At 70.7% G+C, this 25,807-nt stretch carries 26 protein-coding genes and 1 pseudogene; 9 read left to right on the top strand and 18 right to left on the bottom strand.

Annotated elements, in window-relative coordinates; all coding sequences use genetic code 11:
- Positions 1 to 11: 11 nt before the first annotated feature.
- Positions 12 to 701, bottom strand: coding sequence for a winged helix-turn-helix domain-containing protein (locus EXE41_RS03600; RefSeq protein WP_049929867.1), 690 nt, complete (start codon positions 699 to 701; stop codon positions 12 to 14).
- Positions 702 to 824: 123 nt separating this feature from the next.
- Between EXE41_RS03600 and EXE41_RS03595 the strand changes: the two genes are divergently transcribed.
- The 4 genes from EXE41_RS03595 (at position 825) to EXE41_RS19205 (ending at position 4,679) form a co-directional block, all read left to right on the top strand.
- Positions 825 to 2,609 (top strand): TraB/GumN family protein, encoded by a 1,785-nt coding sequence (locus EXE41_RS03595; RefSeq protein ID WP_086215692.1) that lies wholly within the window; start codon positions 825 to 827, stop codon positions 2,607 to 2,609.
- On the top strand, positions 2,606 to 3,280 hold the full coding sequence (locus tag EXE41_RS03590; RefSeq protein WP_086215691.1) for a metalloprotease: 675 nt from the start codon (positions 2,606 to 2,608) through the stop codon (positions 3,278 to 3,280). The genes EXE41_RS03595 and EXE41_RS03590 overlap by 4 nt, the downstream gene beginning before the upstream one ends.
- An 82-nt stretch (positions 3,281 to 3,362) precedes the next feature.
- On the top strand, positions 3,363 to 4,409 hold the full coding sequence (gene purM / locus EXE41_RS03585; protein WP_137690312.1) for a phosphoribosylformylglycinamidine cyclo-ligase: 1,047 nt from the start codon (positions 3,363 to 3,365) through the stop codon (positions 4,407 to 4,409).
- A gap of 105 nt (positions 4,410 to 4,514) precedes the next feature.
- Complete coding sequence (locus EXE41_RS19205) at positions 4,515 to 4,679, top strand: hypothetical protein (RefSeq protein ID WP_169514826.1); 165 nt, start codon at positions 4,515 to 4,517, stop codon at positions 4,677 to 4,679.
- A 1-nt stretch (position 4,680) separates the two neighbouring features.
- Here EXE41_RS19205 and EXE41_RS03580 read toward each other — a convergent pair whose 3' ends face one another.
- The 14 genes from EXE41_RS03580 to EXE41_RS19575 form a co-directional block, all read right to left on the bottom strand.
- Positions 4,681 to 5,223 carry a CBS domain-containing protein gene (locus tag EXE41_RS03580; protein WP_049929872.1) on the bottom strand — a complete coding sequence of 181 codons (543 nt, stop codon included), beginning with the start codon at positions 5,221 to 5,223 and terminating at the stop codon, positions 4,681 to 4,683.
- A gap of 96 nt (positions 5,224 to 5,319) precedes the next feature.
- Complete coding sequence (locus EXE41_RS03575) at positions 5,320 to 5,691, bottom strand: DUF555 domain-containing protein (RefSeq protein ID WP_006113355.1); 372 nt, start codon at positions 5,689 to 5,691, stop codon at positions 5,320 to 5,322.
- Positions 5,692 to 5,786: 95 nt separating this feature from the next.
- Positions 5,787 to 6,785, bottom strand: a complete 999-nt coding sequence (locus EXE41_RS03570) for an isocitrate/isopropylmalate family dehydrogenase (RefSeq protein ID WP_137690311.1) — start codon at positions 6,783 to 6,785, stop codon at positions 5,787 to 5,789.
- Positions 6,786 to 6,790: 5 nt separating this feature from the next.
- Positions 6,791 to 7,414: a 3-isopropylmalate dehydratase small subunit gene (gene leuD, locus EXE41_RS03565; RefSeq protein ID WP_049929874.1), complete on the bottom strand. Its 624-nt coding sequence runs from the start codon at positions 7,412 to 7,414 to the stop codon at positions 6,791 to 6,793.
- Positions 7,414 to 8,874, bottom strand: coding sequence for a 3-isopropylmalate dehydratase large subunit (leuC, locus tag EXE41_RS03560; protein WP_137690310.1), 1,461 nt, complete (start codon positions 8,872 to 8,874; stop codon positions 7,414 to 7,416). The genes leuD and leuC overlap by 1 nt, the downstream gene beginning before the upstream one ends.
- Before the next feature lie 58 nt (positions 8,875 to 8,932).
- Positions 8,933 to 9,994: a ketol-acid reductoisomerase gene (gene ilvC / locus EXE41_RS03555; protein ID WP_137690309.1), complete on the bottom strand. Its 1,062-nt coding sequence runs from the start codon at positions 9,992 to 9,994 to the stop codon at positions 8,933 to 8,935.
- A gap of 33 nt (positions 9,995 to 10,027) precedes the next feature.
- Entirely contained in the window at positions 10,028 to 10,771 is a 744-nt protein-coding gene (gene ilvN / locus EXE41_RS03550; RefSeq protein ID WP_137690308.1) for an acetolactate synthase small subunit, read from the bottom strand.
- Positions 10,768 to 12,579 carry a biosynthetic-type acetolactate synthase large subunit gene (ilvB, locus tag EXE41_RS03545; protein WP_137690307.1) on the bottom strand — a complete coding sequence of 604 codons (1,812 nt, stop codon included), beginning with the start codon at positions 12,577 to 12,579 and terminating at the stop codon, positions 10,768 to 10,770. Before ilvB ends, ilvN begins: the two co-directional genes overlap by 4 nt.
- Positions 12,580 to 12,949: 370 nt before the next feature.
- On the bottom strand, positions 12,950 to 14,110 hold the full coding sequence (locus EXE41_RS03540) for a LeuA family protein (protein ID WP_179235213.1): 1,161 nt from the start codon (positions 14,108 to 14,110) through the stop codon (positions 12,950 to 12,952).
- 392 nt (positions 14,111 to 14,502) lie between these two features.
- Entirely contained in the window at positions 14,503 to 15,255 is a 753-nt protein-coding gene (locus EXE41_RS03535) for an ABC transporter ATP-binding protein (protein WP_086215683.1), read from the bottom strand.
- Positions 15,239 to 16,108, bottom strand: a complete 870-nt coding sequence (locus EXE41_RS03530) for an ABC transporter permease (protein WP_086215682.1) — start codon at positions 16,106 to 16,108, stop codon at positions 15,239 to 15,241. The genes EXE41_RS03535 and EXE41_RS03530 overlap by 17 nt, the downstream gene beginning before the upstream one ends.
- Before the next feature lies 1 nt (position 16,109).
- Positions 16,110 to 17,087 carry an aliphatic sulfonate ABC transporter substrate-binding protein gene (locus EXE41_RS03525; protein WP_137690306.1) on the bottom strand — a complete coding sequence of 326 codons (978 nt, stop codon included), beginning with the start codon at positions 17,085 to 17,087 and terminating at the stop codon, positions 16,110 to 16,112.
- A gap of 299 nt (positions 17,088 to 17,386) precedes the next feature.
- On the bottom strand, positions 17,387 to 17,665 hold the full coding sequence (locus EXE41_RS03520) for a hypothetical protein (RefSeq protein ID WP_086215681.1): 279 nt from the start codon (positions 17,663 to 17,665) through the stop codon (positions 17,387 to 17,389).
- A gap of 273 nt (positions 17,666 to 17,938) precedes the next feature.
- Positions 17,939 to 18,088, bottom strand: a complete 150-nt coding sequence (locus EXE41_RS19575) for a carboxymuconolactone decarboxylase family protein (RefSeq protein ID WP_233125168.1) — start codon at positions 18,086 to 18,088, stop codon at positions 17,939 to 17,941.
- A 217-nt stretch (positions 18,089 to 18,305) separates the two neighbouring features.
- On the opposite strand from EXE41_RS19575, the gene EXE41_RS03510 reads away from it, so the two are divergent.
- The 3 genes from EXE41_RS03510 to EXE41_RS03500 all read left to right on the top strand — a co-directional run bounded on the left by EXE41_RS03510 (position 18,306) and on the right by EXE41_RS03500 (position 20,879).
- Entirely contained in the window at positions 18,306 to 19,235 is a 930-nt protein-coding gene (locus EXE41_RS03510) for a 1,4-dihydroxy-2-naphthoate polyprenyltransferase (RefSeq protein WP_086215680.1), read from the top strand.
- Positions 19,232 to 20,350 (top strand): mandelate racemase/muconate lactonizing enzyme family protein, encoded by a 1,119-nt coding sequence (locus EXE41_RS03505; RefSeq protein WP_137690305.1) that lies wholly within the window; start codon positions 19,232 to 19,234, stop codon positions 20,348 to 20,350. The genes EXE41_RS03510 and EXE41_RS03505 overlap by 4 nt, the downstream gene beginning before the upstream one ends.
- 73 nt (positions 20,351 to 20,423) lie before the next feature.
- Entirely contained in the window at positions 20,424 to 20,879 is a 456-nt protein-coding gene (locus EXE41_RS03500) for a DUF5799 family protein (protein ID WP_137690304.1), read from the top strand.
- A 39-nt stretch (positions 20,880 to 20,918) separates the two neighbouring features.
- Here EXE41_RS03500 and EXE41_RS19200 read toward each other — a convergent pair whose 3' ends face one another.
- Positions 20,919 to 21,068: a hypothetical protein gene (locus tag EXE41_RS19200; RefSeq protein ID WP_169514827.1), complete on the bottom strand. Its 150-nt coding sequence runs from the start codon at positions 21,066 to 21,068 to the stop codon at positions 20,919 to 20,921.
- A 110-nt stretch (positions 21,069 to 21,178) separates the two neighbouring features.
- Positions 21,179 to 23,332, bottom strand: coding sequence for a hypothetical protein (locus tag EXE41_RS03495; RefSeq protein ID WP_137690303.1), 2,154 nt, complete (start codon positions 23,330 to 23,332; stop codon positions 21,179 to 21,181).
- 145 nt (positions 23,333 to 23,477) lie between these two features.
- Here EXE41_RS03495 and EXE41_RS03490 point away from each other — a divergent pair, with 145 nt between their 5' ends.
- Entirely contained in the window at positions 23,478 to 24,527 is a 1,050-nt protein-coding gene (locus EXE41_RS03490) for a phosphotransferase family protein (protein ID WP_086216970.1), read from the top strand.
- Positions 24,528 to 24,551: 24 nt separating this feature from the next.
- On the opposite strand, the gene EXE41_RS03485 is transcribed toward EXE41_RS03490, so the two are convergent.
- Positions 24,552 to 25,349, bottom strand: a complete 798-nt coding sequence (locus EXE41_RS03485) for an aldo/keto reductase (RefSeq protein ID WP_086216971.1) — start codon at positions 25,347 to 25,349, stop codon at positions 24,552 to 24,554.
- A gap of 130 nt (positions 25,350 to 25,479) precedes the next feature.
- Here EXE41_RS03485 and EXE41_RS03480 point away from each other — a divergent pair.
- A pseudogene (locus tag EXE41_RS03480) lies at positions 25,480 to 25,807 on the top strand (hypothetical protein); the annotation flags it as partial.

Below are 25,807 nucleotides of genomic sequence, written 5' to 3'. Positions count from 1 at the left end.
CCCCCGCCGCCCTAGCTCGACGCTCGGTACCAGTACGCCCACGCCAGCGTGAAGACGAGCGCGGCGGCGACGAAGAAGACGACCCCCGGCTCGACGAGCGAGACCGCGTACTCCGCGAGCGGGCGGCCGACGAGGTCGACCGCACTGTCGGCGCCGTCGGCGGCGGTGTTCTGGTCGGGGACGCTCTCTATCGAGGGGCCGTCGGTGCTGGCCGTCCCAACGTCGTCACCGCCCGAGGCGCTCGTCCGCGGGTCCGCGAGCGAGCCGACTGCGAGGAGCCGCTGGGCGGCGACCGCGGCGAGTCCGATGATCCCGTACCCGCCGAGCAGACGCATGAGCGCGGTCTTGATCCCCGTCGACTCCTCGGAGCCGCCAGCGAACAGCACGAGCGGCTCGTCCGCTGCGGCGTACACGTCCATCTCGCGGCCCTTCTCCGAGTAGGCAGTGTCGACCACCTCCACGAGGTCGGCCTCGTCGAGCCGGGAGAGGTGGTACTGGACGTTCTGGAGCGAGGTGTCGACCTCGTCGGCGATCTCCGACTTCGTCGCCGGGCGGTCGTGGAGCGTCGAGAGGATCGCGCGCGCCGTCTCGGAGCCGAGGGCCGCGATGAGGTCGTCGGCCTCGTCGTCGTCGACGCCGACGACCCGGGGCTCGCGCTCCTCTGGCGTCGCGTCCGGCAGGGAGGGCAACAGCCGGGACATACGACATCCTGTGGCGCGTGAGGATACAAACTTGTTGGATCGTTGGGGACGGGTCGACCCCGCCCGAGCGGGAGCCGGGACCGACGCACAAACCCTAAACGCGGTGACCGAGTACGTCGGGTGATGACAGAGACGTCACGGGGGACCGACGACGAGGCACCCCCGTCGACCGACAGACCGCCGCGCACCGACGGCGGCGACCTCGACCGGGAGCCGGGCGGCGGACCCGCCGCCGACGGCGAGGGGAGCGTGACGGTCGTCGGGACCGCGCACGTGTCGGAGCGCTCCGTCGACGAGGTCGAGGAGACGATAGAGCGGGAACGCCCCGACGTCGTCGCGGTCGAGCTCGACGAGGGGCGCTACCGCCAGATGAACGGCGAGACGCCCGACGACCTCGACGCCGGCGACCTGCTCAGGGGGAACACGGTGTTCCAGTTCCTGGCGTACTGGATGCTCTCGTACGTCCAGACCCAGCTCGGCGAGCGGTTCGATATCGAGCCGGGCGCCGATATGAAGGCCGCCGTTGACATCGCCGAGTCGCTCGGCATCGACGTCGCCTTGGTCGACCGCGACATCCAGACCACGATCCAACGCTTCTGGGCCCGCATGACGATCACGGAGAAGCTCCGGCTCGTCGGCGGGCTCGCGTTCGGCGTCAGCGACCCGCGGGTCGCCGGCGCGATCGGCGGGCTCCTGGTCGGGATCCTCGCCGGGCCGGCCATCGGCCTCTTCGGCGGCGCCGTCGGGATCACCGACGCGATCCTGACGAGCGTCGCCGCGGGCGTCCTCGTCGCGCTCGGCGTCGGGATCGCCGTCGACCAGGTCGGCTCGCTCGCGCTCTCTCCGGACCAGCGGCTCTACGCCGCGGTCGGCACCGGGCTGTCGACCGGCGTCGCCGCCGGGGTCACCGGGGCCGCGAACGGACCCGTCTCGGCGTACCTCGGCGGGTTCCCCGTTGCGGCGATCGGGGGCTTCGGGATCGGGATCGGCCTCGGTCTCGTCGTCGGCGCCGTCCTCGCGATCGCGGTCAGCGGGTTCGGCGGCGGCGAGGTGGACCCGGAGGCCGGGGGTATCGAGGAGCTGGACGCCGCGGACCTCACCGACACGGACGTGGTGACGATGATGATGGAGGAGTTCCGGCAGTTCTCCCCGGGCGGCGCGGAGGCGCTCATCGACGAGCGCGACGCGTTCATCGCCCACCGGCTCGTCGCGCTCCGCGAGGCCGGGCACGACGTGGTCGCCGTCGTCGGCGCGGGCCACCAGGCGGGGATCGAGCGATACCTCGCCGAGCCCGCGACCCTCCCGGCGATGGACGACTTGGTCGGCGAGGAATCGGGACGCGGGCTCCCCTGGAAGAAGGCGATCGGCTACGCGATCACCGTCGGCTTCGTCGGCTTCTTCCTCCTGCTGGCGCTCGGCGGCGCCGGCAACGCGTTCCTGCTCCGGCTGTTCGGCGCGTGGTTCCTGATCAACGGCGTCTTCGCCTTCGCCTTCGCGAAGGTCGCCGGCGCACGCTGGCTCTCGGCGGGCGTCGGCGGCGCCGTCGCGTGGATGACCTCGATCAACCCGCTGCTCGCGCCCGGCTGGTTCACCGGCTACGTCGAACTGCGGAGCCTGACCGTGAACGTGGCGGACATCGGCGCGCTCAACGACCTGCTCGGCGACGAGACGCGGTCGGTCGGCGAGTTAGTCTCCGCGATGCTCGACGTGCCGCTGTTCCGGCTCATCGTCGTCGTCGCGATGACGAACGTCGGTAGCATCGTCGCGAGCTTCCTCTTCGCGGCGTACGTCATCCCGGCGATGTTCGGCGCCGAGGTCGGCGGCGTCGACGAGGTCGGGCGGCTGCTCGTCGAGGGCGCGGTCAACGGCGCCGACCTCGTGCGCGGCGCCGTGGGGGGAATCGCATGAGCGGCGGCGCGACGTTCTCGGGGCGGCGAATCGCGGGGCTCTACTTCAGCGGCGCGGAGCTCCGCGACCTGCTCGTCGCGTGGCTCGCCTTGGGCGTGGCGTTCACCCTGTTCTTCGTCGGCGGCTCGGCCGGGATCGGTCGCATCCTCGCCGCGGGCGTGATCCCGCCGCTGTTCGTCGGGCTCGCGACCGCTGGGGTCGCCTTCCTCCTCCACGAGGTCGCGCACAAGGTCGTCGCGGTCCACTACGACCAAGTCGCGGAGTTCCGCGCGGACAACAGCATGCTGTTCCTTGCCGTGATGAGCTCGCTCCTCGGGTTCATCTTCGCCGCGCCCGGCGCCGTCCACCACCGCGGGCGGCTGACGCCGCGGGAGCACGGGCATATCGCGCTCGCCGGCCCGGCCGTGAATCTCGGGCTGATGGCCGTGTTCTTCCCGCTGTTCGCGCTCGGCGGGCTCCTCGGCAGCGAGCTCGTGACGATCCTCGGCGCGCGCGGCATCGCGATCAACGCGTTTCTCGCGGCGTTCAACCTCGTCCCGTACGGCCCGCTCGACGGGAAGACGGTGCTATCGTGGAGCAAGCCGGTCTGGGCGGCCGTCTTCGTCCCCTCGGTCCTGCTCGCCGTCGGGCTCGTCTTCGTCGTCGGGCTCGGCTTCGGCGGCCCGTTCTGAGCCGCGGTCGGGCGACCGCCGCGCGTCCGGCGGCTTCGCCCGGAACGGTGCGTTTTTGCTCCGCCGGCGTGCCTCCACACACATGACCGAGGGCGACGGGAGCGGCGGCGGGGGACCGGACGGCGACGACGAACTCACCTACGCGGACGCGGGCGTCGATATCGACGCGAGCGAGGCCGCCACCGCCGCGCTGATCGGCGCGGTCGGCTCGGACTCCGACGCGGACGGCTCGGGGAGCGACTACGCGGGCCTCCTCGATATCGGCGACCGCTACCTCGCGCTCGCGACCGACGGCGTCGGGACGAAGCTCCTCGTCGCGGAGGCGCTCGGCGACTACTCCACGGTCGGTATCGACTGTATCGCGATGAACGTCAACGACCTCGTCGCGGCCGGGGTCCGCCCCGTCGCGTTCGTCGACTACCTCGCCGTCGACGAGCCGGACGAGCGGTTCGCCGAGCAGGTCGGCGAGGGGCTCGCTCGCGGCGCCGAGCTGGCGGACATCGAACTCGTCGGCGGCGAAACGGCCGTGATGCCGGATGTCGTCCGCGGGCTCGACCTGGCCGGTACGTGCGCGGGCCTCGCCGCGAAGGGCGGCGTGTTCGACGGCCGCGCGGAGCCGGGCGACGCGCTCGTCGGCTGGCGCTCGTCGGGAATCCACTCGAACGGGCTCACGCTGGCGCGCGAGGCCGTCACGCGCGACCACGCCTACGCGGACCCCTGCCCGTTCGGCGACTACGAGACGCTCGGCAACGCGCTGCTCGAACCGACCGCGATATACACCGACCTGCTCGACCCGATGCGCGACCACGGCGTCCGCGGCGCCGCCCACGTGACGGGCGGCGGCTGGACGAACCTCGACCGCCTCGGCGATCACCGCTACGTCGTCGACGACGCGTTCGACCCGCAGCCCGTCTTCGAGTTCGTCCGGTCCGAGGGGAACGTCTCCGACGGGGAGATGTACCGCACGTTCAACATGGGGACGGGGTTCGTCGCCGCGGTCGACGCCGACGCCGCGGACGCGCTGGCCGACGCGACCGACGGTCGCGTGATCGGCCGCGTCGAGGACGGCGCGGCGGACGCCGGAGGCGACGACGGGGCGAGCGTCGCGATCCGCGGGCTGGAGTTGTGAGCGGTCGCGTCCGAGGTACCGGCGATCGTTGCGGCCGCCGCGGAGCGGCGGCGGGGCGTGCCGCCGACTGACCCGTTATGACCGGCCACCGCGTAGGCCGAGTCAATGACGGACGGGGCCGTATCGGAGGAAGAGAGCGGGACCGAAGCCGACGGCTCCGAGGACGACGGGGACGGGCGGGCCGAAGAGTCGGCGCACGTCGAGGACGTGCCGGACGGCGCGGGGTGTACGGAGATCTGGGAGCGACTGTCGGAGCGGCGCGAGGAGTGAGCTACTGCGACAACTGCGCCGCAATGTCCGCCTCCGTGATGATTCCGACCGTCTCCCCGCCGTCGGTGACCATCACCGCCTTGTAGTGGTCGAGGAGGTTCCGGACCTCGTCGACGGTCGCCGACGGCGCGACCGTCGGGAACGACTCGCTCATCACCTCGCTGACCGGGTGGTCGCCGACGTTCTCGCCGGCGTGGACCACGTCGCCCTGGCTGATCGACCCGACGGGCACGCCGTTCTGGAGAACGGGGAGCTGCGAGTACGCCTCGGCCTCCATCAGATCGACCGCCTCGCCCACGGCGTCGTCGGGCGCGACGCTGATCACGGTCTCGTTCATCAGGTCGGCCGCGCGCACGACCTCGCCCTCCGCCTCTTGGAGGGCGTTGACGATCCGGCGCAGCGTCGAGAGCCGCGGGTCGACGTCGCCGCCCTCGATCCGCGCGATGAGTGGCTGGGAGACGTCCGCGGCGTCGGCGAGTTCGCTCTGGGTCAGCTCCAGCGCGGTCCGGCGCTCGCGGAGGTCCTGTGGCGTCGGCAGTTCCATGCCAGCTAATTACTTAGGGTTATTAGAAAAGCTTTCGGCACCGACCGGGCACCGGGATCGCTCCCGGCAGATCCGCCCGACGCCCCGCGTCCGTGCCTATCGCTCCGGCTCTTCGTCCTCGTCCGCGTCGGTCTCGAAGACGTCGATGACTTCGAGGGGAACGTCGCGGAGGGCGCCGCCGACCTCGCTTTTCGCGATCCGTTCCGCGTGCTCCTCGCTGTCGGCGTTGAACACGTCGATCTCTAGGAGCAGCCCTACGAGGGCCGTGTTCGCCGCGAGGAACGCGGCGTCGAACGGCTCGCCGCAGGCCGGACAGCCGGTGACGCCGGGCTCGACCTCGACGTACTGCTTGTCCGTCTCGTTGAGTCGCTTGCCGGCTTCGCTGACCGCGACGCCGATGGCGTCGTCGGTCTCCTCGACGTCACGGACCAACCAGGCGGCTTCCATCGCGACTTCGTAGTTGCTCATACGCGGTTGGAGGAGCCGCAGGGTTTCTTGTCTTGTGGTTTGGCCGCGGTCGAAAACGAGCCGTCGATCGCGCGGAACCGGCGGCGAGACGCACCCTACAGGCGGTCGACGATCGCCGCGGTGACCTCGTCGGTCGTCGCCGAGCCGCCGAGGTCGCCGGTGCGCGGGCCGTCGGAGAGGACGCCCTCGACCGCGTCGCGGACCCGCTGCCCCGCCTCGACGTGGCCGAGGTACTCGAGCAGCATGGCCGCCGAGAGGACCGCCGCGGTCGGGTTGGCGACCCCCTCGCCCGCGATGTCCGGGGCCGTGCCGTGGACCGGCTCGAACAGCGCGTTGTCGTGGCCGATGTTCGCCGACGGGAGCAGACCGAGGCCGCCAACGAGCCCGGCCGCGAGGTCGGAGAGCACGTCGCCCGCGAGGTTCGGGCAGACGATCACGCCGTACTGGCCCGGGTCGAGCGGGAGCTTCGTCGCGAACGCGTCCATCAGCTCCTCGTCGGCGTCGACGCCGCGCTCGTCTGCGACCGCCGCGACCTCGTCGCGGAACCGGCCGTCCGTCTCGCGCATCACGTTCGCCTTGTGGGCGACGGTGAACCCCTCCTCTGGGTCCCCGGCGGGGCCGCGCCCGTCCTCGACAAAGTCACAGGCGTACTCGGCCAGCTCGCGCGAGGCCGACGACGTGACGACGCGTGTCAGCGTCGAGAGGTCCTCCGAGAGGCGGTCCTCGTGGCCCGCGTAGACGCCCTCGGTGTTCTCGCGGAGGAACACCACGTCCGTCTCCGGCCGGAGCGCGTCGACGCCCGGGAGCGCCTTCGCGGGCCGGACGTTGACGAACGAGTCCACCGCCTCGCGCAGCGGGAGGATCACGTCGGCGGCCGTCTCGCCCGCCGCGCCGAACAGCGTCGCGTCCGCGTCGGCCACCAGGTCGTACGTCTCGTCGGGAAGCGCCTTGCCGGTCGCGTCCCGGGTCGCGTCGCCCGCGTCCCCGCGGACGAACTCGAAGTCGGGGTCGAGCGCGTCCAACACCTCGACGGCGGCCGGCACGACCTCGCGGCCGATGCCGTCGCCCTCGATGACGACGATCTCGTCGGTCATCCGGCTCAGTCGTCCCCCTCGACGTACGGCAGGTCGGCGACAGTCTCGTCGACCTTGCTCCGGTTCGAGTACATCAGCGCGGTCGTGTCCCAGATCCCTTCGACCAAGGCCTCGCGCATCGCGTCGTCGACCTCGACGTCGATGACGGTGTCGCCATAAGTGACAGTCTCCCCTTCCACGTCGACCTCGATGTCGCCGTCGGGGTTCGCCTCGATCCACTCCTGGAGCTCGACCACGGTCTCGTGGTCGGCGGTGACCGCGGGGATGCCGAGCGACTTACAGTTGTCGCGGAAGATCTCGGCGTAGGACTCGCCGACGACGCCGTCGACGCCCCACCGCATCATCGCCTGCGGCGCGTGCTCCCGGGAGGAGCCGCAGCCGAAGTTGGAGTTAACGACCGCGATCGACGCGCCCTCGAAGCGGTTGAGCGGGTGGTCGTTGAACTCCCCGTCCTCGTCGCGCCGGGCGTCGTAGAAGAGGTAGTCCGCCATGTTGTCGAACGTGACCTCCTTCATGAACTGCGCCGGCAGGATCTGGTCGGTGTCGACATCGTCGCCGGGGATCGGGACGCCCGTACCCGAGACCTCGGTGATGTGTTGGTCGTCGCCCGCGTTGGCGTCGGGGGCCATCAGTCGGCCACCTCCTCGATGCCGCCCGCGCCGCCGGTCGGCCCGTCGTCCAGGTAGTCGCGCGCGTCGACGACCTCGCCCTCGACGGCCGCGGCCGCGACCATCGCGGGGCTCATCAGCACCGTCCGCCCCTCCTTCGAGCCCTGCCGGCCGACGAAGTTGCGGTTCGACGATGACGCACACACCTCGCCGGCGCCGAGCTGGTCGTCGTTCATCGCGAGGCACATCGAGCAGCCGGCGCGCCGCCACTGGAAGCCGGCCTCGATGAACGTCTGGTCGATGCCGCGCTCCTCGCACTGGGCGCGGACCGTCTCCGAGCCGGGTACGGCGAGCGCGCGCACGTCCTCGTCGACGCTGTGGTCCTCTAGGATCCGCGCCGCTTCCTTGAAGTCCGAAAGGCGGCCGTTCGTACAGGTGCCGAGGAACGCCACGTCGACGTCGTACCCGAGCATCGACTGCCCGGGCTCGACCCCCATGTGGTCGATCGCCTTCTCGGCGGCCTCCCGGTCGGTCCGCTCCTCGAAGTCGTCCGGGTGCGGCACCGGCTCGTCGATCCCGACCACCTGCCCGGGGTTGATCCCCCACGTGACCAGCGGGTCGAGTCCGTCGGCGTCGACCGTGACCACGTCGTCGAACTCGGCGTCGTCGTCGGAGGCGATCGATTCCCAGTACCGCTTCCGCTCCTCGAACGCCTCGCCCTCGGGGACGTACTCGCGGCCCCGCAGGTACTCGTAGGTGGTCTCGTCGGGGTTGATGTACCCCGCGCGGGCGCCGCCCTCGATGGACATGTTACAGACGGCGAGCCGTCCCTCCATGTCGAGCGCCTCGATTGCGGGGCCGCCGTACTCGTACACGTGGCCGACGCCGCCGTCGACGCCGAGGTCCTTGATCACTTTCATGATCACGTCCTTGGCGTAGACGCCCTCGCCGAGCTCGCCCTCGACTTCGATCCGGCGGACCTTCTGCTTGTCCGCGGCGATACAGCCGGTCGCGAGCACGTCGCGGATCTGGCTGGTCCCGATGCCGACGCCGATGGAGCCGAACGCGCCGTGGGTCGCCGTGTGGCTGTCGCCGCACGCGACCGTCATCCCCGGCTGCGAGAGGCCGAGTTCGGGGGCGACGACGTGCGTGATCCCCTGCTTCCCGGAGTCGAATCCGAAGAAGGTGATCCCGCTCTCGCTCGTGTTGCGTTCGAGCGCCGAGAGCATCTCCTCGGCCTGGTCGTCGGCCAGCGGGCGCTCGCGCTTGTCCGCCTCCGTCGGCGCGATGTGGTCGGTGGTCGCGAACGTCCGCTCTGGGTACGCCACGTCGAGGTCGCGCTCGCGCAGCATCCCGAACGCCTGCGGGCTCGTCACCTCGTGGACGAGGTGGAGCCCGACGAACAGCTGGTCCTGCCCGTTCGGCAGCTCCGTCACCTTGTGGCGCTCCCACACCTTGTCGTACAGCGTTCCCTCGCTCATCGGGCGTCACCCCGGACCGCCGCGCAGTCGGAGGACCGACCGCTCACCGCTACGCCCATCAGGCGGTCACCTCGGCGCTCTCCTCCTCCTCGTCGCCCCCGGCCGACTCCTCCCACGCGAACAGGCCGCGCAGCTCCTCGCCGACGGCCTCGATCTCGTGGGTCTTCTCCGCCTCGCGGAGCTGGGTGTAGGAGGGGCGGCCCGCCTGGTTCTCCGCGATCCACTCGCGGGCGAACTGGCCGTTCTGGACCTTCTCCAAGACCTCTTCCATGTTCTCGCGGGCGTGCTCGTCGACGACCACGTCGCCCTGCGTGAGTCCGCCGTACTCGGCGGTGTCGGAGACGGAGTCCCACATCCCGCCGAGCCCGTCCTCGTACATCAGGTCGACGATGAGTTTGAGTTCGTTGAGGCACTCGAAGTACGCCATCTCGGGGGAGTACCCTGCGTCGACGAGCGTCTCGTACCCCTGTTTCACCAGCGAGGTGACGCCGCCGCAGAGCACCGCCTGCTCGCCGAACAGGTCGGTCTCCGTCTCCTCGCGGAACGACGTCTCGACGACGCCGGCGCGGGTACAGCCGATCGCGGCCGCGTACGCGAGCCCCTCGTCGTGGGCGTCGCCGGTGGCGTCCTGGTACACCGCCAGCAGGCCGGGCGTCCCCTGGTCATTCTCGTAGTTGCGGCGCACGAGGTGGCCCGGCGACTTCGGCGCGACCATCGTCACGTCGACGTCCTCGGGCGGTTGGATCTGGTTGTAGTGGATGTTGAACCCGTGCGCGAACTGGAGCGTGTCGCCCGCGTCCAGGTTCGGTTCGATCGCGTTCTCGTACACGTCCGGCTGAACCGTGTCGGGGACGAGGACGCTCACCACGTCGGCCGCGGCGACGGCGTCCGCGGGGGCCTCCACGCGGAGCCCGTCGCCTTCGGCGGCGGCCCGGGAGGAGCTGCTCTCGCGGAGGCCGACGATCACGTCGACCCCGCTGTCGGCGAGGTTCTGCGCGTGCGCGTGGCCCTGCGAGCCGTAGCCGAGGACGGCCACCGTCTTGTGCGCGATCGCCTCCTCGTCGGCGTCTTCGTCGTAGTATACTGTCGAGTCGAACGTCTGCGTGTCGTCTTCGGTCATGTGTATCGTTGTGAGTTCCTGTGTGGTCGCGTGTCAGTCGTCGTGCGTGGTCGGTTCGGCGGCCGTGCCGGGCTTCTCGCCGGGCGCCGTGGGAGTGTTACCGCGAGCGAGGGCTGTCGGCCCCGTCCGCGCGATCTCGACGATACCGAACCGGTCGAACGCGCCGATCGCGTTGTCGATGCTCGCCTTGTCGCCGGTGAGTTCGACGGTGATCGTCTCGGGGCCGGCGTCGACTGTCCGGCCGTCGTACATCTCGGCGACCGCGTGGACCGCCGCGGGGTCGTCGGCCTCGATCTTCAGCAGGACGAGCTCCGAGGTGACCGCGTCGCCGGCGACCTCGCCGACCGAGATGACCGGCTTCAGCTTCGACATCTGCTTTTCGATCTGGTCGATCCCGGGGTCCGTCTCCTCGACGACCATGGTGATCCGCGAGTGACCGTCGACGGTCGTCGGCCCCACGGTGAGGCTCTCGATGTTGAACTGGCGGCGGGAGACGAGGCCGGAGACGCGCGCCAGCACGCCGGGCTCGTCCTCGACGAGTGCCGAGATGACGGCGCGGTGCGACTCGTGTTCGGCCTCGACGACGGGGTCGATCCGGATCCCCTCGAGGTTCCGGCGCCCCTCCGGGTGGTCGCGCTCGTTCGGACCGGGCTGTTCGCCCGGGAGCGGCCGGGAGTCGGCGCCGGGCGCGACGGGCGACCCGCCGTCGGCCGCCGCGGACGCCTCATCGCGCCCGGTGTGCGGCTCCCCGTCGGACGCCGCGGTGTCGTCGCTCATAGCTGGTCCTCCGCGGCCGCGAACTTCCCGTTCGCACCGCCGCTCGGCACCATCGGCAGGACGTTCTCCGCGGGGTCGACGTGGAAGTCGACCACGGCCGGCCCGTCATAGTCGAGGGCTTCCTCGACCGCGGGCGCGACCTCGTCGTAGTCGTCGACGCGGAGACCGAGCGCGCCGAACGCCTCCGCGAGCTTGTCGAACTCGGGCATCCACGTGTAGTCGGAGGCCATGTGTCGGCCCTCGTAGAACGCGTCCTGCCACTGGCGAACCATCCCGATGTACTCGTTGTTGAGCACGGCGATCGTGATGTCGAGCTCCTCGCGGACCGCGACCGACAGCTCCTGCATCGTCATCAGGAAGGAGCCGTCGCCGTCGAAACACACCACGTCGCGGTCCTCCTCGCCCATCGTGTCGGCCGCGACCCGCGCGCCGACCGCGGCGGGCACGCCGTACCCCATGGTCCCCAGCCCGTGGGAGGAGACCCACGTCCGCGGCTCCGTGTACGTCCAGAACTGCGAGGCCCACATCTGATGCTGGCCGACGCCGGTCGTGACGATCGTGTCATCGTCGGTCGCCTCGTCGAACGCCTCGACGACGAACTGGGGCTTCAGCGGCTCGTCCTCGGGCGTCGCGTACGTGAGCGGGTACGTCTCCCGCCACTCGTCGCACCGGTCGCGCCACGCCTCGGCGTCGGGCGCGTCGCGGACCGCGGCGGTCAGCTGGTCGAGGACGCGCCCGGCGTCGCCGATCAGCGGGTAGTCGGCGTGGACGTTCTTCGAGATCTCCGCGGGGTCGATGTCGACGTGGATCACCTCGGCCTCGGGCGCGAACGTGTCGATCCCGCCCGTGAGCCGGTCGTCGAACCGAGTGCCGACCGCGATCAGGCAGTCGGTGTGGGTGATCGCCAGGTTCGCGTAGCCGGTTCCGTGCATCCCCGCCCACGAGAGGCAGAGGTCGTCGTCCTCGGGGAACGAGCCGATCCCCGGCATCGTCGTCGTCACCGGGATCCCGTAGCTCCGGGCGAACGTCCGCGCCTCGTCGCTCGCGTCCGCCTTGATGACGCCGCCGCCGAACAGACAGACGGGGCGCTCGGCGGCCTCGATGGCGCGCGCTGCCTCCTCGACCGACTCCGCATCGGTGTTCGGGTCGGGGTCGGTCCCCGCGGGCGGCGTCGCCGGACCGGGCGTCCGGTCGGTCTCGTCCTGCGTGACGTCCTTCGGGAGGTCGACGAGCGTCGGCCCGGGGCGCCCCGCGCGCGACAGCTCGAACGCCTCGCCAACGGTGTCGCCGACGGTGTCGGCCCCGCTCGCGAAGTAGTTGTGCTTCGTGATCGGGCGCGTGACGCCGACCGTGTCGGTCTCCTGGAACGCGTCGTTGCCGACGAACTCCGTGGGCACCTGCCCGGTCAGCGCCAACATCGCGTCGGAGTCCATGTCGGCGTCGGCGATGCCGGTGACGAGGTTCGTCGCGCCGGGGCCGGACGTGGCCATACAGAGCCCGGGTTCGCCCGCGACGACGCCGTACGCGTCGGCTGCGTGCGCGGCGCCCTGCTCGTGAGCCATCGTCACGTGCCGGACGGAGGAGTCGTACAGGGCGTCGTAGACAGGCATGATCGCGCCGCCCTGAACGCCGAAGGCGGTCTTCGCGCCCGCGGCCTCGAGGGCGGCAACGACCGACTCGGCGCCCGTCGAGACGGGCCCCGCCGTCTGGTGTTCGTCCGGTTCGGTCGGCTCCTCGGTCGCGGCCGCCGTCGAGCCGTCGTCCGACTCGTCCGCGTCGGATCGCGGCTGTGCTGCTGTGTCGCTCATTGTCGTGGTTGGTGTGGCATCTGGTGGGTCGTCGTGTGGGTCGCTGCGAACGCGCGACGGGCGGGCCCGCGCCGCGTCCCTCGGGGGCGCGGCTTCGCGCGTCGAGAACGGCTCGGCCGCCGACGTTCGGCGGCGCATCGCGTCGGTGAGGAAGAGGTAATGTAGGGGCTTATACCCCTACAATGATCGGCGCGACGGCTCCGGACGCGGTAGCGCGTTCCGCGAGCGCGGTGTGCCGTCGCATCTCGCCCGAAGCAACGCGGCCGGGGTATAAATTCCTGTCGGGCGTCCGGAGCGGAACGCCGTCGGGACTGCTCCCGCGACCGCCCTCGCGGTCGCTCGGGGGGCGCTCCGGTCGGGGAGTGGGTCATCAGACCCGGACCTCCTCCTCGCGCGTGACGTTCGCCTCCTCGGCGAACCGCTCGACGTCGCCCGCGGTCACCTGCCGCTTGCCGGCGCCGTACTCCTTGACCCGCTTCGTGATCGTCCGGACCTCGGAGTCGGTCGGGTCGAAGCCGGCCTCCACCAAGTGCTTGCGCACGCTGTGGGTGCCGGTGTGTTTGCCCAGCACGAACTCGCGCTCGGCGCCCACCATCTCCGGAGTCATCACGCCGGTCTCGAACGTGTCGGCGTTCTCGATGACGCCCGCGGCGTGGATGCCGGACTCGTGGGCGAACGCGTTCCGGCCGGTGATCGGCTTGTTCGCGGGCACCGGGATGTCCGAGGCCTCCTCGACGATCCGGGCCAGCTTGGTGATCTGGGTCGTGTCGATGCCGGTGTCGACGCCGTACACCGACTCGACGGCCATGACGACCTCCTCGTAGGCGGCGTTGCCGGCGCGCTCGCCGATGCCGTTGACCGACACCTGCGCCTGCTCCGCGCCGTTCTCGAAGCCCGCGACGGCGTTGGCCGCGGCCATCCCGAAGTCGTCGTGGGTGTGGACATCGACGCGGGCGTCGGTGGCCTCGACGACGGCGTTCACCGTCTCGCCGAAGCTGGTCGGCATCCCGACGCCGCAGGTGTCGGGGATGTTGATCCAGTCGGTGCCGGCGTCGGAGACGGCCTCGACGATGTCGATCAGGTAGTCCGGGTCCGTTCGAGTGGCGTCCATCGGCGAGAACATACACTCGACGCCGGCGTCTTTCACCTTCTCAACCGCGTCGACCGCGCGCCCCTTCGCCTCCTCGCGGGTCGCGTGCATCGAGTCCTCCAGCTGGACATCACTGGTGGAGACGAACACGTGGACCATCTCGACGCCGGAGTCGATGGCGGCGTCGATGTCGCCGTCGACGACCCGGGCCAGTCCGCAGACGGTGGTGTCCGTCGCGGCGGCGATGTCGCTGACGGCCTCGAACTCCGCGTCCGAGTTGACCGGGAACCCCGCCTCGATGACGTGGGTGTCCATGTCGTCTAGCGTCGCCGCTATGCGGCGTTTCTCGTCGTAGCTGAACGATGTCCGTGGTGACTGTTCTCCGTCTCGCAGGGTCGTGTCGAAGATCCTGACAGGACCGATATCGACGTTAGAAGCTATCGTGCCCTGGAAGAACTCGATCCGCCGGGGTGTCCGACGAAGCCTCCGTGATGTCTGTCATCGATTCACGACAAGACAGTCGAGTACTTAACCGTTTGGACAATCGCAAAATCGGTGCGGACCGGCAGTTCGGAGCCGAAGAGGCGAAGAGCAGTAGATCGCATGACTGCGGCGGTGTCAATACACCTTAAGGAGGTAATACACACACCGGGGATCCGGCACGTATTCCGATTCGGAAGTCAGTTAATAAGTGGTCTCGACGTTCGTTTCGTTCGTACTGCGGGCGGCCGGCGGTTCACGCGCGAGACGAGTCAGCGAGTCTCACGGCGCTATCTCCACCGTGATCGGCGGTCGGTCCGCACCGATATCCGGGTCGACCGGCGGACGCGCCGCTACCGACCGAGCGCGTCGGTCACCTCGCGCCGGAGCGCGACGAGGTCGGGGTCCGCCCGCTCGCGGGGCCGGTCGATTTCGACATCGACGACCGACGCCACCCTCCCGGGCTGCCCGCCGAGCACGACGACGCGGTCCGCGAGGTAGACGGCCTCCTCCACGTCGTGCGTGACGAGGACGACGGTCGTCCCGCGCGCGTCCCAGACGTCGAGCAGGTGGTCCTGCTGGTCCGCCTTCGTCAGCCGGTCGAGCGCGGAGAACGGCTCGTCGAGCAGCAGCACGGCGGGGTCGTAGGCGAGCCCCCTCGCGAGCGACACGCGCTGAGCCATCCCGCCGGAGAGCTCTTCCGGGCGGCTCCTGGCGAACCCGTCGAGCCCGACCGTCTCGATCAGGTCGTCGACGCGCTCGCGAGCCGCCGGGGTGTCCGGGTCGACGTCGGCCGGGAGTCCGACGGCGACGTTCTCCCGGACGTCCGCCCAGTCGAGCAGCCGCGGTTCCTGGAACACCATCCCGACGGCGTCGCTGCCCCCCTCCCTGACGTCCGCGCCGTCGACGGCGACGCGCCCGGCGAACTCGGCTTCGAGTCCGGAGAGCACGCGGAGCAGCGTCGACTTCCCGCACCCGGAGGGGCCGACGACCGCGACGAACTCGCCGTCCGCGACCGCGAGGTCGACGCCGTCGAGCGCGACCGTGTCCCCGTACCGCTTCCGGAGGTCGTCCACCGCGAGGACGGGGTCAGCGTCCGACGACACGGTCTCTCACCTCTCTGACCGCGACGTCCGAGCAGTTGCCGAGGAACGCGAACAGCAGGATCGACCCCACGATGATGTCGGGCCGCGCGAGGGTCCGCCCGTCGCTCAGCAGGAATCCGATGCCCTGACTCGCCGCGATCAGCTCGGCGGCGACGACGAACATCCACGCCAGTCCGACGCCGCCGCGGATCCCAACGAGCAGGTCCGGGAGCGCGGCCGGGAACACGACCCGGCGCAGCGACTCGACGCGCCCGAGGTCGTACACCTCGGCGACCTCCAACAGCTCCTCGTCGACCGCGGCGATGCCGGTCGAGAGGTTGAGGTACACCGGGAAGAACGCGCCGACAGCGATGAGCAGCACCTTCGCGCTTTCGCCGATGCCGAACCAGAGGAGGAACAGCGGCACCCACGCCAGCGACGGGATGTTCTTCAGGCTCTGGAGGAGCGGGTCGAGGAGGTCGCTCGCGGTCCGCGAGAGCCCGGTGGCGGTCCCGAAGACGGTTCCGACGACGATGCCGAGGCCGGCACCGAGAACGACGCGCTGGACCGTGATCGCGACGTGGCCCCACAGCTCGCCGGTGGCGGCCATCCCGTAGAGCGTCTCCGCCACGCGCAGCGGGGTCGGCAGCTGGTACGCCGCGATGATCCCGGTCGCGACGACGAGGTGCCAGACGACGACGAGCGCGGCGGGGACGAGCAGCCCGAGCAGGGGCCGGAACCGGCTGGCAGCGGGGAGGGGAACCGGGCCGAGGCTGCGAGACTCGGCGCCGCCGGCCGACTCGCCGGCCGTCGACCCACGGCCGGAGTCGGAGTCGCGGGACACCCCGGACTCCCGGCGGGTGTCGGCGGCCATCTCAGACGACCTCGCTCGCGAACTCGGAGTCGATCAGGTCGTCGACGTTGCCGGCGGGGTCGGCGTCGTCGGTCACGAGCCCCTCGCGTTCGAGAATCGGCGAGAGGTCCGCGAGCAGTTCGCGGTGGGGCTCGCCCGGGATCGGCTCCGAGAGGTCGTTCCGCTGGGTGAACACGCGCTCCGCGACCGGCTCGGACATCTCGGAGGCGTCGGCGAGGATCCCGGCGGTCGCCGTCGGGTTCCCGATCGCCCACTCGCGGCCCCGCTCATAGGCCTCGATCACGCGACGCGCGTCCTCGGGCCGGTCGGCGAGGAACCCGTCGAGGAAGTTCAGGAACCCGTACGTGTTGTACCGCGGCTCGCGGAAGAACAGCTCCGCGCCGTCGTGTTCGAGCTCCAACTCGGCCATGTGCGGGTCGAGTCCGGCCCACGCGTCGACCTCTCCCCGGACGAGAGCGGACTGTCCCTCGGGGTGCTGGAGGTTGACGACCTCGACGTCCTCCTCGCTCAGCCCGGCGTCGTCGAGCGCCTGAAGCAGGAAGAAGTACGGGTCCGTCCCGCGGGTGGCGGCGACGCGGCTCCCTTCGAGGTCTTCGACCGATTCGATCCCGGTCTCCTCGAACGTGACGAGCGCCGTCCACTCCGGCTCCGAATAGACGTACGGCGTCGTTATCGACACGCCGTTCGTGCGAGCCATCAGCGCCGCGATTCCGGCGGTCGAGGAGACGTCGGCCTCGCCGCTCTGGGCGTACTCGTTCGCTTGGTTGCTCCCGAGGCTCAACACCCACTCGACGTCGGTTCCGGTGTCGGCGAACGCCGCTTCGAGCCACCCCTTCTCGCGCAACACGAGACTGACCGGATTGTAGTACGCGTAATCGACCGTCACTGTGCCCGAGTCGCCGCCTCCGCCCGCGCAGCCGGCGAGCAGCGAACCGCCGATCGCCGCGCCGGTGCCGCGGAGGAATTGTCTTCGCTCCATCGTACCTCCGCATACCGGTGCCACTCATAAGCCAATATGGCTATGGAGAATATTCAATTGCGTCTATGATGTTTTGGAGTTATTCATTGCCGGGTCGTGCGTCGTGGTGGCACGGGCGTCGACGGTCGCGACACGGATGCTGACGGGCGGACGGGCGCTTTCGACAGATGGGCGATCGGGAACGGAGCCGCTCGTCTCGCGTTCCGGGTCCCGGATCATGCTGCCGGTTGCTCGCGCTGTCCGCTCGGGGGAGATCAGAGAACGACGGCGGCAGCGTGCCGAGAGAGCCGGCGTTCCGGCTACATCCCCATATCGGCGGCGGCGTCCGGCACCGGGAGGTCTGGGACGGCGGCGCCGAGCAGCTCGGCCGCGTGGTCGAGCGCCATGTCAAACCCGTAGTAGCGCTCCAGTTCGTCGCCGTCCGGGCCGGTCCGGACCTTCAACATCGCGTATCCGTCGGCGTTCTGCGCGACGGTCGCCTCCCGACCGTCCCGCGAGAAGGTGAGCCGTCGCTCGCCGTCGGTCTCCTCGTACCGCGCCTCGATGCCGTTCGCCGACGCGGCCTCCGTGTCGGTCATACAGGCGTTACGGGCCGGTCCCTGTCGAACCTGTCGGTCGCCGAGACCGGGCGATCGGTCGCGAGCCGTCCGGTGCCGTGGCCCCGGTGCCGGGCGGCCTGCGGCCGCGGAGCTAGCGCGGGTCCCACCCGTTGAACTCGCTCCCCGACTCCAGTTCGGGGTCGAACGCGTCGATGACGCCGCCGAGCGTGTCGTACCCTCGGCGACCGCGGCGATGCCGACGATCGCTTCGTCGTCGGTCCCGACCCCGCAGGCGATGGTACCGCGTTGGTGCTACTCGTACCGGTTGCCGATCTCGCTCGATACCGCCAAGATGACCAGTTCACGCTCCCGTTCGGTGAGCCGGCTGTCGGTCCACAGCGACTCGGGGAACGACCAGAGGCCGGCGAGCACCGCGGGGTTGTTGCCGAGCGACCGGCACACGTGAAGCGGTTCCCCTGAAGCGACGACCCCGAGAGCTCCCCGTACTCGTCCGGCACGTCAGACGCCTCTGCGTAGGGAACGCGGGCCATGGCGAAGGGCTCGCACCCGCGAGGCATAGGTGTACGCCACTCGGTACCGTTCGCTGCGACCGGTTCGGGCCGGTCCGCGGGGATCCGCGATAGCAAGCTTAAGGGACGCCACGCGCCAATCGGCGGCAATGAGTACCGAGGTGACCCGTCGGCGCGCGTGGGTTATCGCCGCTCGGCCGCAGACGCTCCCTGCCGCGGCCGCACCGGTGATCGTCGGCGTCGGGCTCGCGCTCGCCGACGGGGTGTTCGCCCCGCTGCCCGCGCTCGCGGCGCTCGTCGGCGCGGCGCTGATCCAGGTCGGCACGAACTTCGCGAACGACTACTACGACGCGATCCAAGGGGCGGACACCGACGACCGCGAGGGGTTCACGCGCGTCGTCGCCAGCGGCCTCATCGAGCCGGCCGAGGTGAAGCGGGCGATGTGGCTCACCTTCGCGGCCGCGATCCTCGTGGGGACCTACCTCGTCGCCGTCGGCGGCGTCCCCATCCTCGTGATCGGGCTCGCCTCCGTGGCGGCCGGGATCGCCTACACCGGCGGGCCGTACCCCCTCGGCTACCACGGGCTCGGCGACCTCTTCGTGTTCGTCTTCTTCGGCGTGATCGCGGTGACGGGGACCTACTACGTTCAGGCCGCCGCGCTGCTCGCAGGGTGGTTCCCGGCGGGGCCCCCGGAGGGCACCGTCGCGCTCGCGGCGGTGGTCGCGAGCCTCCCGATCGCCGCGCTGTCGACAAACATCCTCGTCGTCAACAACCTCCGCGACCGCGAGGAGGACGCCTCGACGGGCAAGCGCACCCTCGCCGTCCGGTTCGGCTACCGGTTCGCTCGCGCCGAGTACCTCGCGCTGCTCGCCGTCGCGTACCTCGTCCCCGTCTGGTTCGCCGCGCGCGGCGACGGGCTCGCGACGCTGCTCCCGCTCGTCACTCTCCCGCTCGCGGCGACCGTCGCGCGGACGGTGCTCACCGAGACCTCGGGCGAGGCGCTCAACCCCGCGTTAGAGTCGACCGGCAAACTGCTCGCGGCGTACGCCGTCGCGTTCGCCGTCGGGTTGGCGGTGTGACCGACGACGACCCTCGCGGCGAGGCCTCGGTCACGGTCGTGCGCCACCGCCCATTCGCGCTCGACCTGACCCGACCGCTCGGAACCGCACGCGGCGAGATCCGTCGCCGGGAAGGGTTCGTGATCACGGCTAGACGCGGCGGCGACGAGTCAGGCGCGGTCGGCCTCGGCGAGGCGACTCCGCTCCCAGGGTGGACGGAGTCGCGCGACGCCTGCGCGGCGGCGCTCGGCGACCTCGAAGCCGGGAACATGTCCGAACCGGTCCCGGGAGTTCCGGACGCGGAATCGACGCCAGCCGCGCGACACGGCGTCTCGCTCGCGCTCGCCGACGCCGCAGCTCGCGACGCGGGACGGCCGCTCGCGGAGCAACTCGCCGTCGAGGCCGGCGTGACCGCGACGCCCGCTGACGCCGTCCCGGTCAACGCGACCGTCGGGGACGGCGGGCCGGCGGAGACCGCCGCCGAGGCGACGCGTGCGGTCGAGGAGGGGTTCGACTGCCTGAAGCTGAAGGTCGGCGCCCGCGACGTCGACGCCGACGTCGAGCGCCTCCGCGCGGTCCGCGACGCGGTCGGCGACCGGGTCGCGCTCCGGGCCGACGCGAACGAGGCGTGGGACCGGGAGACGGCGCGTCACGCGCTCGGCGCGCTGGCGGCGTTCGACCTCGCGTACGTCGAGCAGCCGCTCCCGGCGGACGACCTCGGCGGGCTGGCGGAACTTCGCCGCGACGGTGGCGGCGAGCGGGTCCCGATCGCCGCCGACGAGTCGGTCGCGGTCCACGGGGTCGACGCCGTCCTCGAAGCGGACGCCGCCGACGCGGTCGTCCTCAAGCCGATGGCGCTCGGCGGCCCCGACCGCGCGCTGGCGGCCGCGCTACGGGCCCGGTCGGCCGGCGTCGACCCGGTGGTCACCACCACGATCGACGCGGTCGTCGCGCGGACGGCCGCCGTCCACGTGGCGGCCGCGGTCCCCGAGGTGTCGCCCTGCGGGCTCGCGACCGGGACGCTGCTCGACGAGGACCTCGCCCCCGATCCCTCTCCGGTCGCAGAGGGCGCGGTCGCCGTGCCGTTGGGACCCGGACTCGCGGGCGCCGCGTTCGACGATCTCCGGCGGTCGTGAGCGCGCCCCGTCGGCGTCCGCACCCTGATGCGAGGGGGACGGACTTTTCACCGCGACCGGCGAACGGAGTCGCATGAGCGAGTGGACCGACGCCATCGTCGGCGAGCGGATGACCGTCGACAACCAGTTCAACGAGCGCGTCGCCGCGTCGCGCTTCTCCAGCCAGGAGTGGGGCCTGATCATGACGGCCACCGATCTGGAGATCGAGAACGCCGACGACCCCGACGCCGCCCGCGTCGTCGCGGACACGTCGAACCTCCCCGCGATCATGCCGGAACTGGAGAACCTCCGGTCGCAGATGGCGGGGATGGGCGGCGCTCCCGGCGGTGACTCCGGCGGGTCCGGCGGGGGCGTGGTCGACTCGATTAAGGGCGCACTCGGGCTCGGCGGCGGGGGCGGATCCGGCGGTCCCTCGGGCGAGGAGCTGGAGGCCGCCGAGCGGCTCGTTCAGGAGTACGCCGACGAGCTACAGGCGCACCTCGAGGAAGTCGGGAAGTGGGAACAGGTCCGCCTCGCGTATCAGGAGTAGTCGACGGCCGGGTTCGGGGGACCCGTCCGCCCCGCGGCCTCAGTCGAGATCGCTACCGCGGAACAGCGTGAGCTCCTCCGCCTCGTAGATGTTGATCAGTTCGGTCACGATCTCGTCGTACTCCTCGTCGTCGACCCGGAGGGAGTCGAGTCGCTCGACCGTCTCCTCGTCAAGGTGGACTTGGGGCATACGCGGCGGTTCGTCGTCCGGAAGATAAAAAATGTCGGCGAGAGGGGAGTCCCGAGGACATCCGACGAGACCGCCGTGGACGGGGACCGCTCTCGGCCGTGTGCGAAAGGTCAGTCGTGACACTCGGTTTCGCCCCGGCGTTCGGTCGGACGGTCAGCGGTCGAATCGTCGGCCGCGAGCGCTCTGCGAGCCGATTTCTCGACATCTTCGACCGTGAGATCGACAGTCGGGGACACGAACTGGCCATTGAGGAACAGCGTGGTGTCGGGCTCATCCGAAGAGTCTACCACCCTTTGAGAGGAGACAAGTGGCCGATCCTCCGGATTGCGACCGACAAGACGGTCCTTTCCGTCGAAGCAATCATGAACGATCTGATACTCCGAACCGACCCACGAGTTGGGGCACAGCACTGTTCGCCAACTGAACCGGTGCTTCGACTCCGATACCGACTCGGCCGACAGAAGTCGTGGCGATGGAGGGTTCGGTGGCACCACGTTCGTAGAAGTGCCGCCCGCGAACCGGACGGGAGCCCGACCGGAGAGTCGTAGCGTAGCGAGGGACGTGTCGAGCGGGAGACCCACGGAGGCAAGCAGCTCAACTAGCGTTCGTATCCGGTCGTCAGGAATACGACCGTCGATCACCGCGGACCCCGTGCCGCCGCGTCGGACCGCGTCGGCTCCGACCGCGACGCGTCGGCTCCCCTCGAAGACGCTAACGGCGGGTGCCGACCGACCGTCCGCTGCCGCGCGGTGCTGGAACTCGACCCGACCGGAGTCCACGACCGGGGCGCCCCCGTCGAGGGGGAGGTCACAGTACAACAGGTCGATCGACGGGTCCGAGAGTACCTCCGCGACGGTGTCCGCGGTCGGCGTTTCGAGGACGGAAAGCGATCCGACGCCGGCGGCCAGCGACGGGTCCGTGAGCGTCTCGCGGAGACGCCGCGCCCGCTCGGCGGACCGGACGAGGAGCGTGACGTTCGCTTCCCCGGGATCCGGAGAGGTTCGCTGGAGTTCGTGTTCGTGCGCCGCCGGGATCGCCGCGGCGGTCCACGCCGGTATCGGGTCCGAATCCGGGTCCGGGTCCGATATCGGGTCGTCGTCGTGTGTGGGGGACTGTGGACCGTCGGTCGGCCGATCCGCCGTCGTGAGCCCCACCGAGTCGCCCGGGCGTGTCCGCTCGGCCGAACCGCGGACACGGACGGGTGCGAGGACGTGTGCGAGGTGAGGCAGTAGCTCCGCGCCCGCGGGACCGGGGCGGAGTACCGCTTCGGTCGACCACTCGGGGGCGTGCGGCTCGACGGTCGCCGGATCGACCTCCAGGTACTCCATCAGCCGCTCCCTTAGCGAGAGTTCGTCCAGATTAGGCGGGTAAAAGGGGAGTTGCGGGCCGACTTGCTCGTACTCCTTCCTGTCGGAGAGCGTGTAGCCGTCGGTCCGCACGAGCGTGTCGAGGAAGAACCACGTCCGCAGTAGTTCACCGACTCGTTCTTCGAGTCCGCGACCGTCGGCGGGAAGCCGCTCCGTGTACCCGGTGTCGAGCCGGACGGCCGGTTCCTCGCCGATCTTCATCCGTGCGCCGAGGTAGTAGGCGAGCGTCGAGAGACGGTACACGTCGGCGTACGTCGGTCGGACGACGACCTCGACGCCCGTGTCGGGGACGGTCAACGGGGTCGGAATATCGAGCGACTCGCCTCGCCGGATTCGGGGCGGATACCCCCGCAGGGTCGGCCAGGATCGCTCCGCGGAGAACTCCCGGATCGACGACCCCAACACCGACACCGCCGCCGCGAGCGCCTCCGGATCGTCGGGGACGGTGATCGTCGCCTCCGGACGAGTGTGGAGCGACCGCGCGCCGAGACTGACGGTCGCCGGACGGCCGAGCGCGATCTCGACCGGGTCGGAGCCTTCGACCCCGCTCACGGAGAGTTCTGCGTCTTCGAACCTGAGGGACGACTTCGTCACGCCAGTGATGTCGATACAGTACGATCCACGCGGGAACTCCGCCGGTTCGGTGGGCCGCCCGATGAACTTGCCCTCGTCGTCGCGGACGACGATCGACGTGTACTCCGGAACGGTCAGCGACTGCGCCTCGAAACTGACCGCGTCGTCGACCGGAGACGGGAATAACGCGGGCAGCGCCGGACTGAGATCCGGCTCGCGGTCGACGCCGAGCCGCATCTCCTCGCCCTCGATCACGTCGCGGACGGTGAGCGTCGTCGCGTCGACATCGAACGCGATACGCCCGTCCGGTGACCCGTCTTCCACGAGTTTATTATCTTTCACCAACACGTATGAGGGCATCGATAATCACGCGGTAACAGGATTCTGAAACGTGTTCCGAGATTTTACGTGGCACGGTCATCCCTGTCCTGACAACAATATTAACACGGGGCCGTGCGGAACGGAACGCATGAACGGCACCGGATCGGAACCGATCGACCGCGCGCTCGCCGCGGCGTTTCCTGACCGCGAGGTCGACCGGCTGACCGGCGTCGGCCCCTCGTGGAACGGCGCCAACGAGACGGTCGGCGTCGCCTTCGCCGACGGCGGACGGGCGTTCCTCAAGATCGCGCTCGCCGACGAGAGCAACCGGCTCGCCCGAGAGCGCGCCGTACTCGGATACGTCCGGGAGCACGGACCCATCGCGGTCCCCGAGGTGCTGGCGGCCGACCCCGACGGCGACCCGGCATACCTCGCGACGGCGCCGGCGCCCGGCCGAGGGCTGCTGGGCGTCTACGAGGCGGCGAGCGGCGACGAGCGCGAGCGACTGCTCCGCCGCGTCGGGCGTGCGCTCGCCGCGCTCCACGCCGACCGGTTCGCGAGCCACGGGGAGATCGTTGGCGCGGGGGCGGAGCGCGGGAGCGCGGCGGAAGGAGCGGCGACCGCGGGACCCGACGCGCAGACCGGACTCGCGATCGAGTTCGCGCCGTGGACGGACGTGCTGCTCGCGACGGTCGAGCGGACGCGCGAGATCGGCACCTCGGAGCGGCTCGCCGACCACTACGACGCCGTCGTCGACTGCGTGCGCGCGAACCGGGACCTGCTCGACGGCGCGCCGGCGGCGCTGCTCCACGGCGACGTCACGAAGCCGAACCTCTTCGTGACGGCCGAAGGGGACGGGGCGGACGCTACCGACGGCCCGGGCGTCGCGGCGATCGACTGGGAGCTGTCCCACGCCGGCGACCCGGCTCGGGACCTGGTGCGCGCGGAGGACCAGCTGCTCAACGGGTTCGACTCGACCGGCTCGGAACGGTTCGCCGCGGCCCTCCGCGAGGGATACCGCGAGCGCGCCGGGGGGCTTCCCGAGGGGTTCGAACGGCGGCGCCCAGTCTACGAGGTCGTCAGAATGCTCGGACGCTCGGGATTCATCGATCAGTGGGTACCGTACCTCGACGAGCCCCTCGATGCCTTGGTCGATCGGGCGGACGCCGAGCTGCGGGCGCGGCTCGACGCGGTCTGATCGCGGTGTCAGCCGGCCGCCCCGTCAGCGGTTCCACGCCGCGTCGTCGGGGTCGATCTGACGTTCCCCCGGATCGAGCGCATCGATCTCATCGAGGTCCTCGTCGGGCAGGTCGACGTCGACTGCGCGCAGGTTCTCCCGCAGGTGGTCGCCTCGCCCCTTCGGGATCGGCACGATACCGCGATCGAGCGCCCACGCGAGCGCGACGACCGCCGGCGAGAGGTCGTTTCGCTCGGCGATTTCGAGGATCGCCGGATCGTCGAGGATCTCCCCGCGGCCGAGCGGGGAGTAGCCCACGAGCCGGTGGTCGAACTCGTCGGCGAGGGCGCGCAGTTCCGGCTGCCGGAACCGCGGGTGACACTCGACTTGGTGGGCCGCGATCGGCGCGTCGAGGATCTCGCGGGCCTCGCGCAGCAGATCGGGCGTGAAGTTCGAGACGCCGACGTGGTCGGTCACCCCCTCATCGCGGAGTTCGTCGAACGCGGGCAGCGTGGTCTCCGCGTCGTACGCTCGGATCGGCCAGTGGACGTACAGGAGGTCGACGCGGTCGAGGCCGAGCCGATCCAGGCTCGCCCGCGCCGTCTCGCGGACGTCGTCGGGCGCGAGGTTCTCGGGGTGGACCTTCGTCGCGACGACCACGTCGTCGCGATCGACGTCGCTCGCGGCGATCCCCTCGCCGACCGCCGCCTCGTTGTCGTACATCTGCGCGGTGTCGACGTGACGGTAGCCGGCGTCCAGCGCCGCGGCGACGGTGTCGGTACAGGTCTCGGGGTCGTCGAGCCCGGACGTTCCGAGCCCGATCGACAGGTCGAGCGTTGGCACGCGTTCGCGTTCCGGCCGCTGGGTGAAAAAGGCGCGCGAGCCGGCACGTCACGATCCCGCAGTTCCGTGCGCGTCCCGTGCGCTTGTCGCGCCCCGCACCCTTAATCCGTCGCGCCCGTAGGACGGGTCGATGGCGACCGGACCCGCGCTCCCCTCGACCCCGGATCCGCTCCCGCTGGGCGCGCTCTCCGACCCGATCCTCGTCGACCCCGGACCGCGACTGCTCCGCGCGGTCGTCGAGGCGTACCGGGAGGCCGCCCCGGCGCTCGTCGAGCCGAGCGTCGCGGAGCTTGCCGGTGAGGCGCGCGGGGAGGGCGGGGAGGGAGACCGCGACCCGTCCGGTCTCCCGCCGCTGAACGTGTTCGCAGGCGAGCCCGCGGTCGACGCCATGACCGCCGGGTTCCGGCCTGCGAGCCGGCTCGCGGCGCTCTTCGACGCCGACGCGATCGACCTCCGGG

It is taken from the genome of Halorubrum sp. SD690R, from assembly GCF_005435035.1.
Lineage (GTDB): Archaea > Halobacteriota > Halobacteria > Halobacteriales > Haloferacaceae > Halorubrum > Halorubrum ezzemoulense.
Note: the sequence above shows the minus strand (reverse complement) of the source record. Positions and strands in the feature narration are given on the sequence as shown.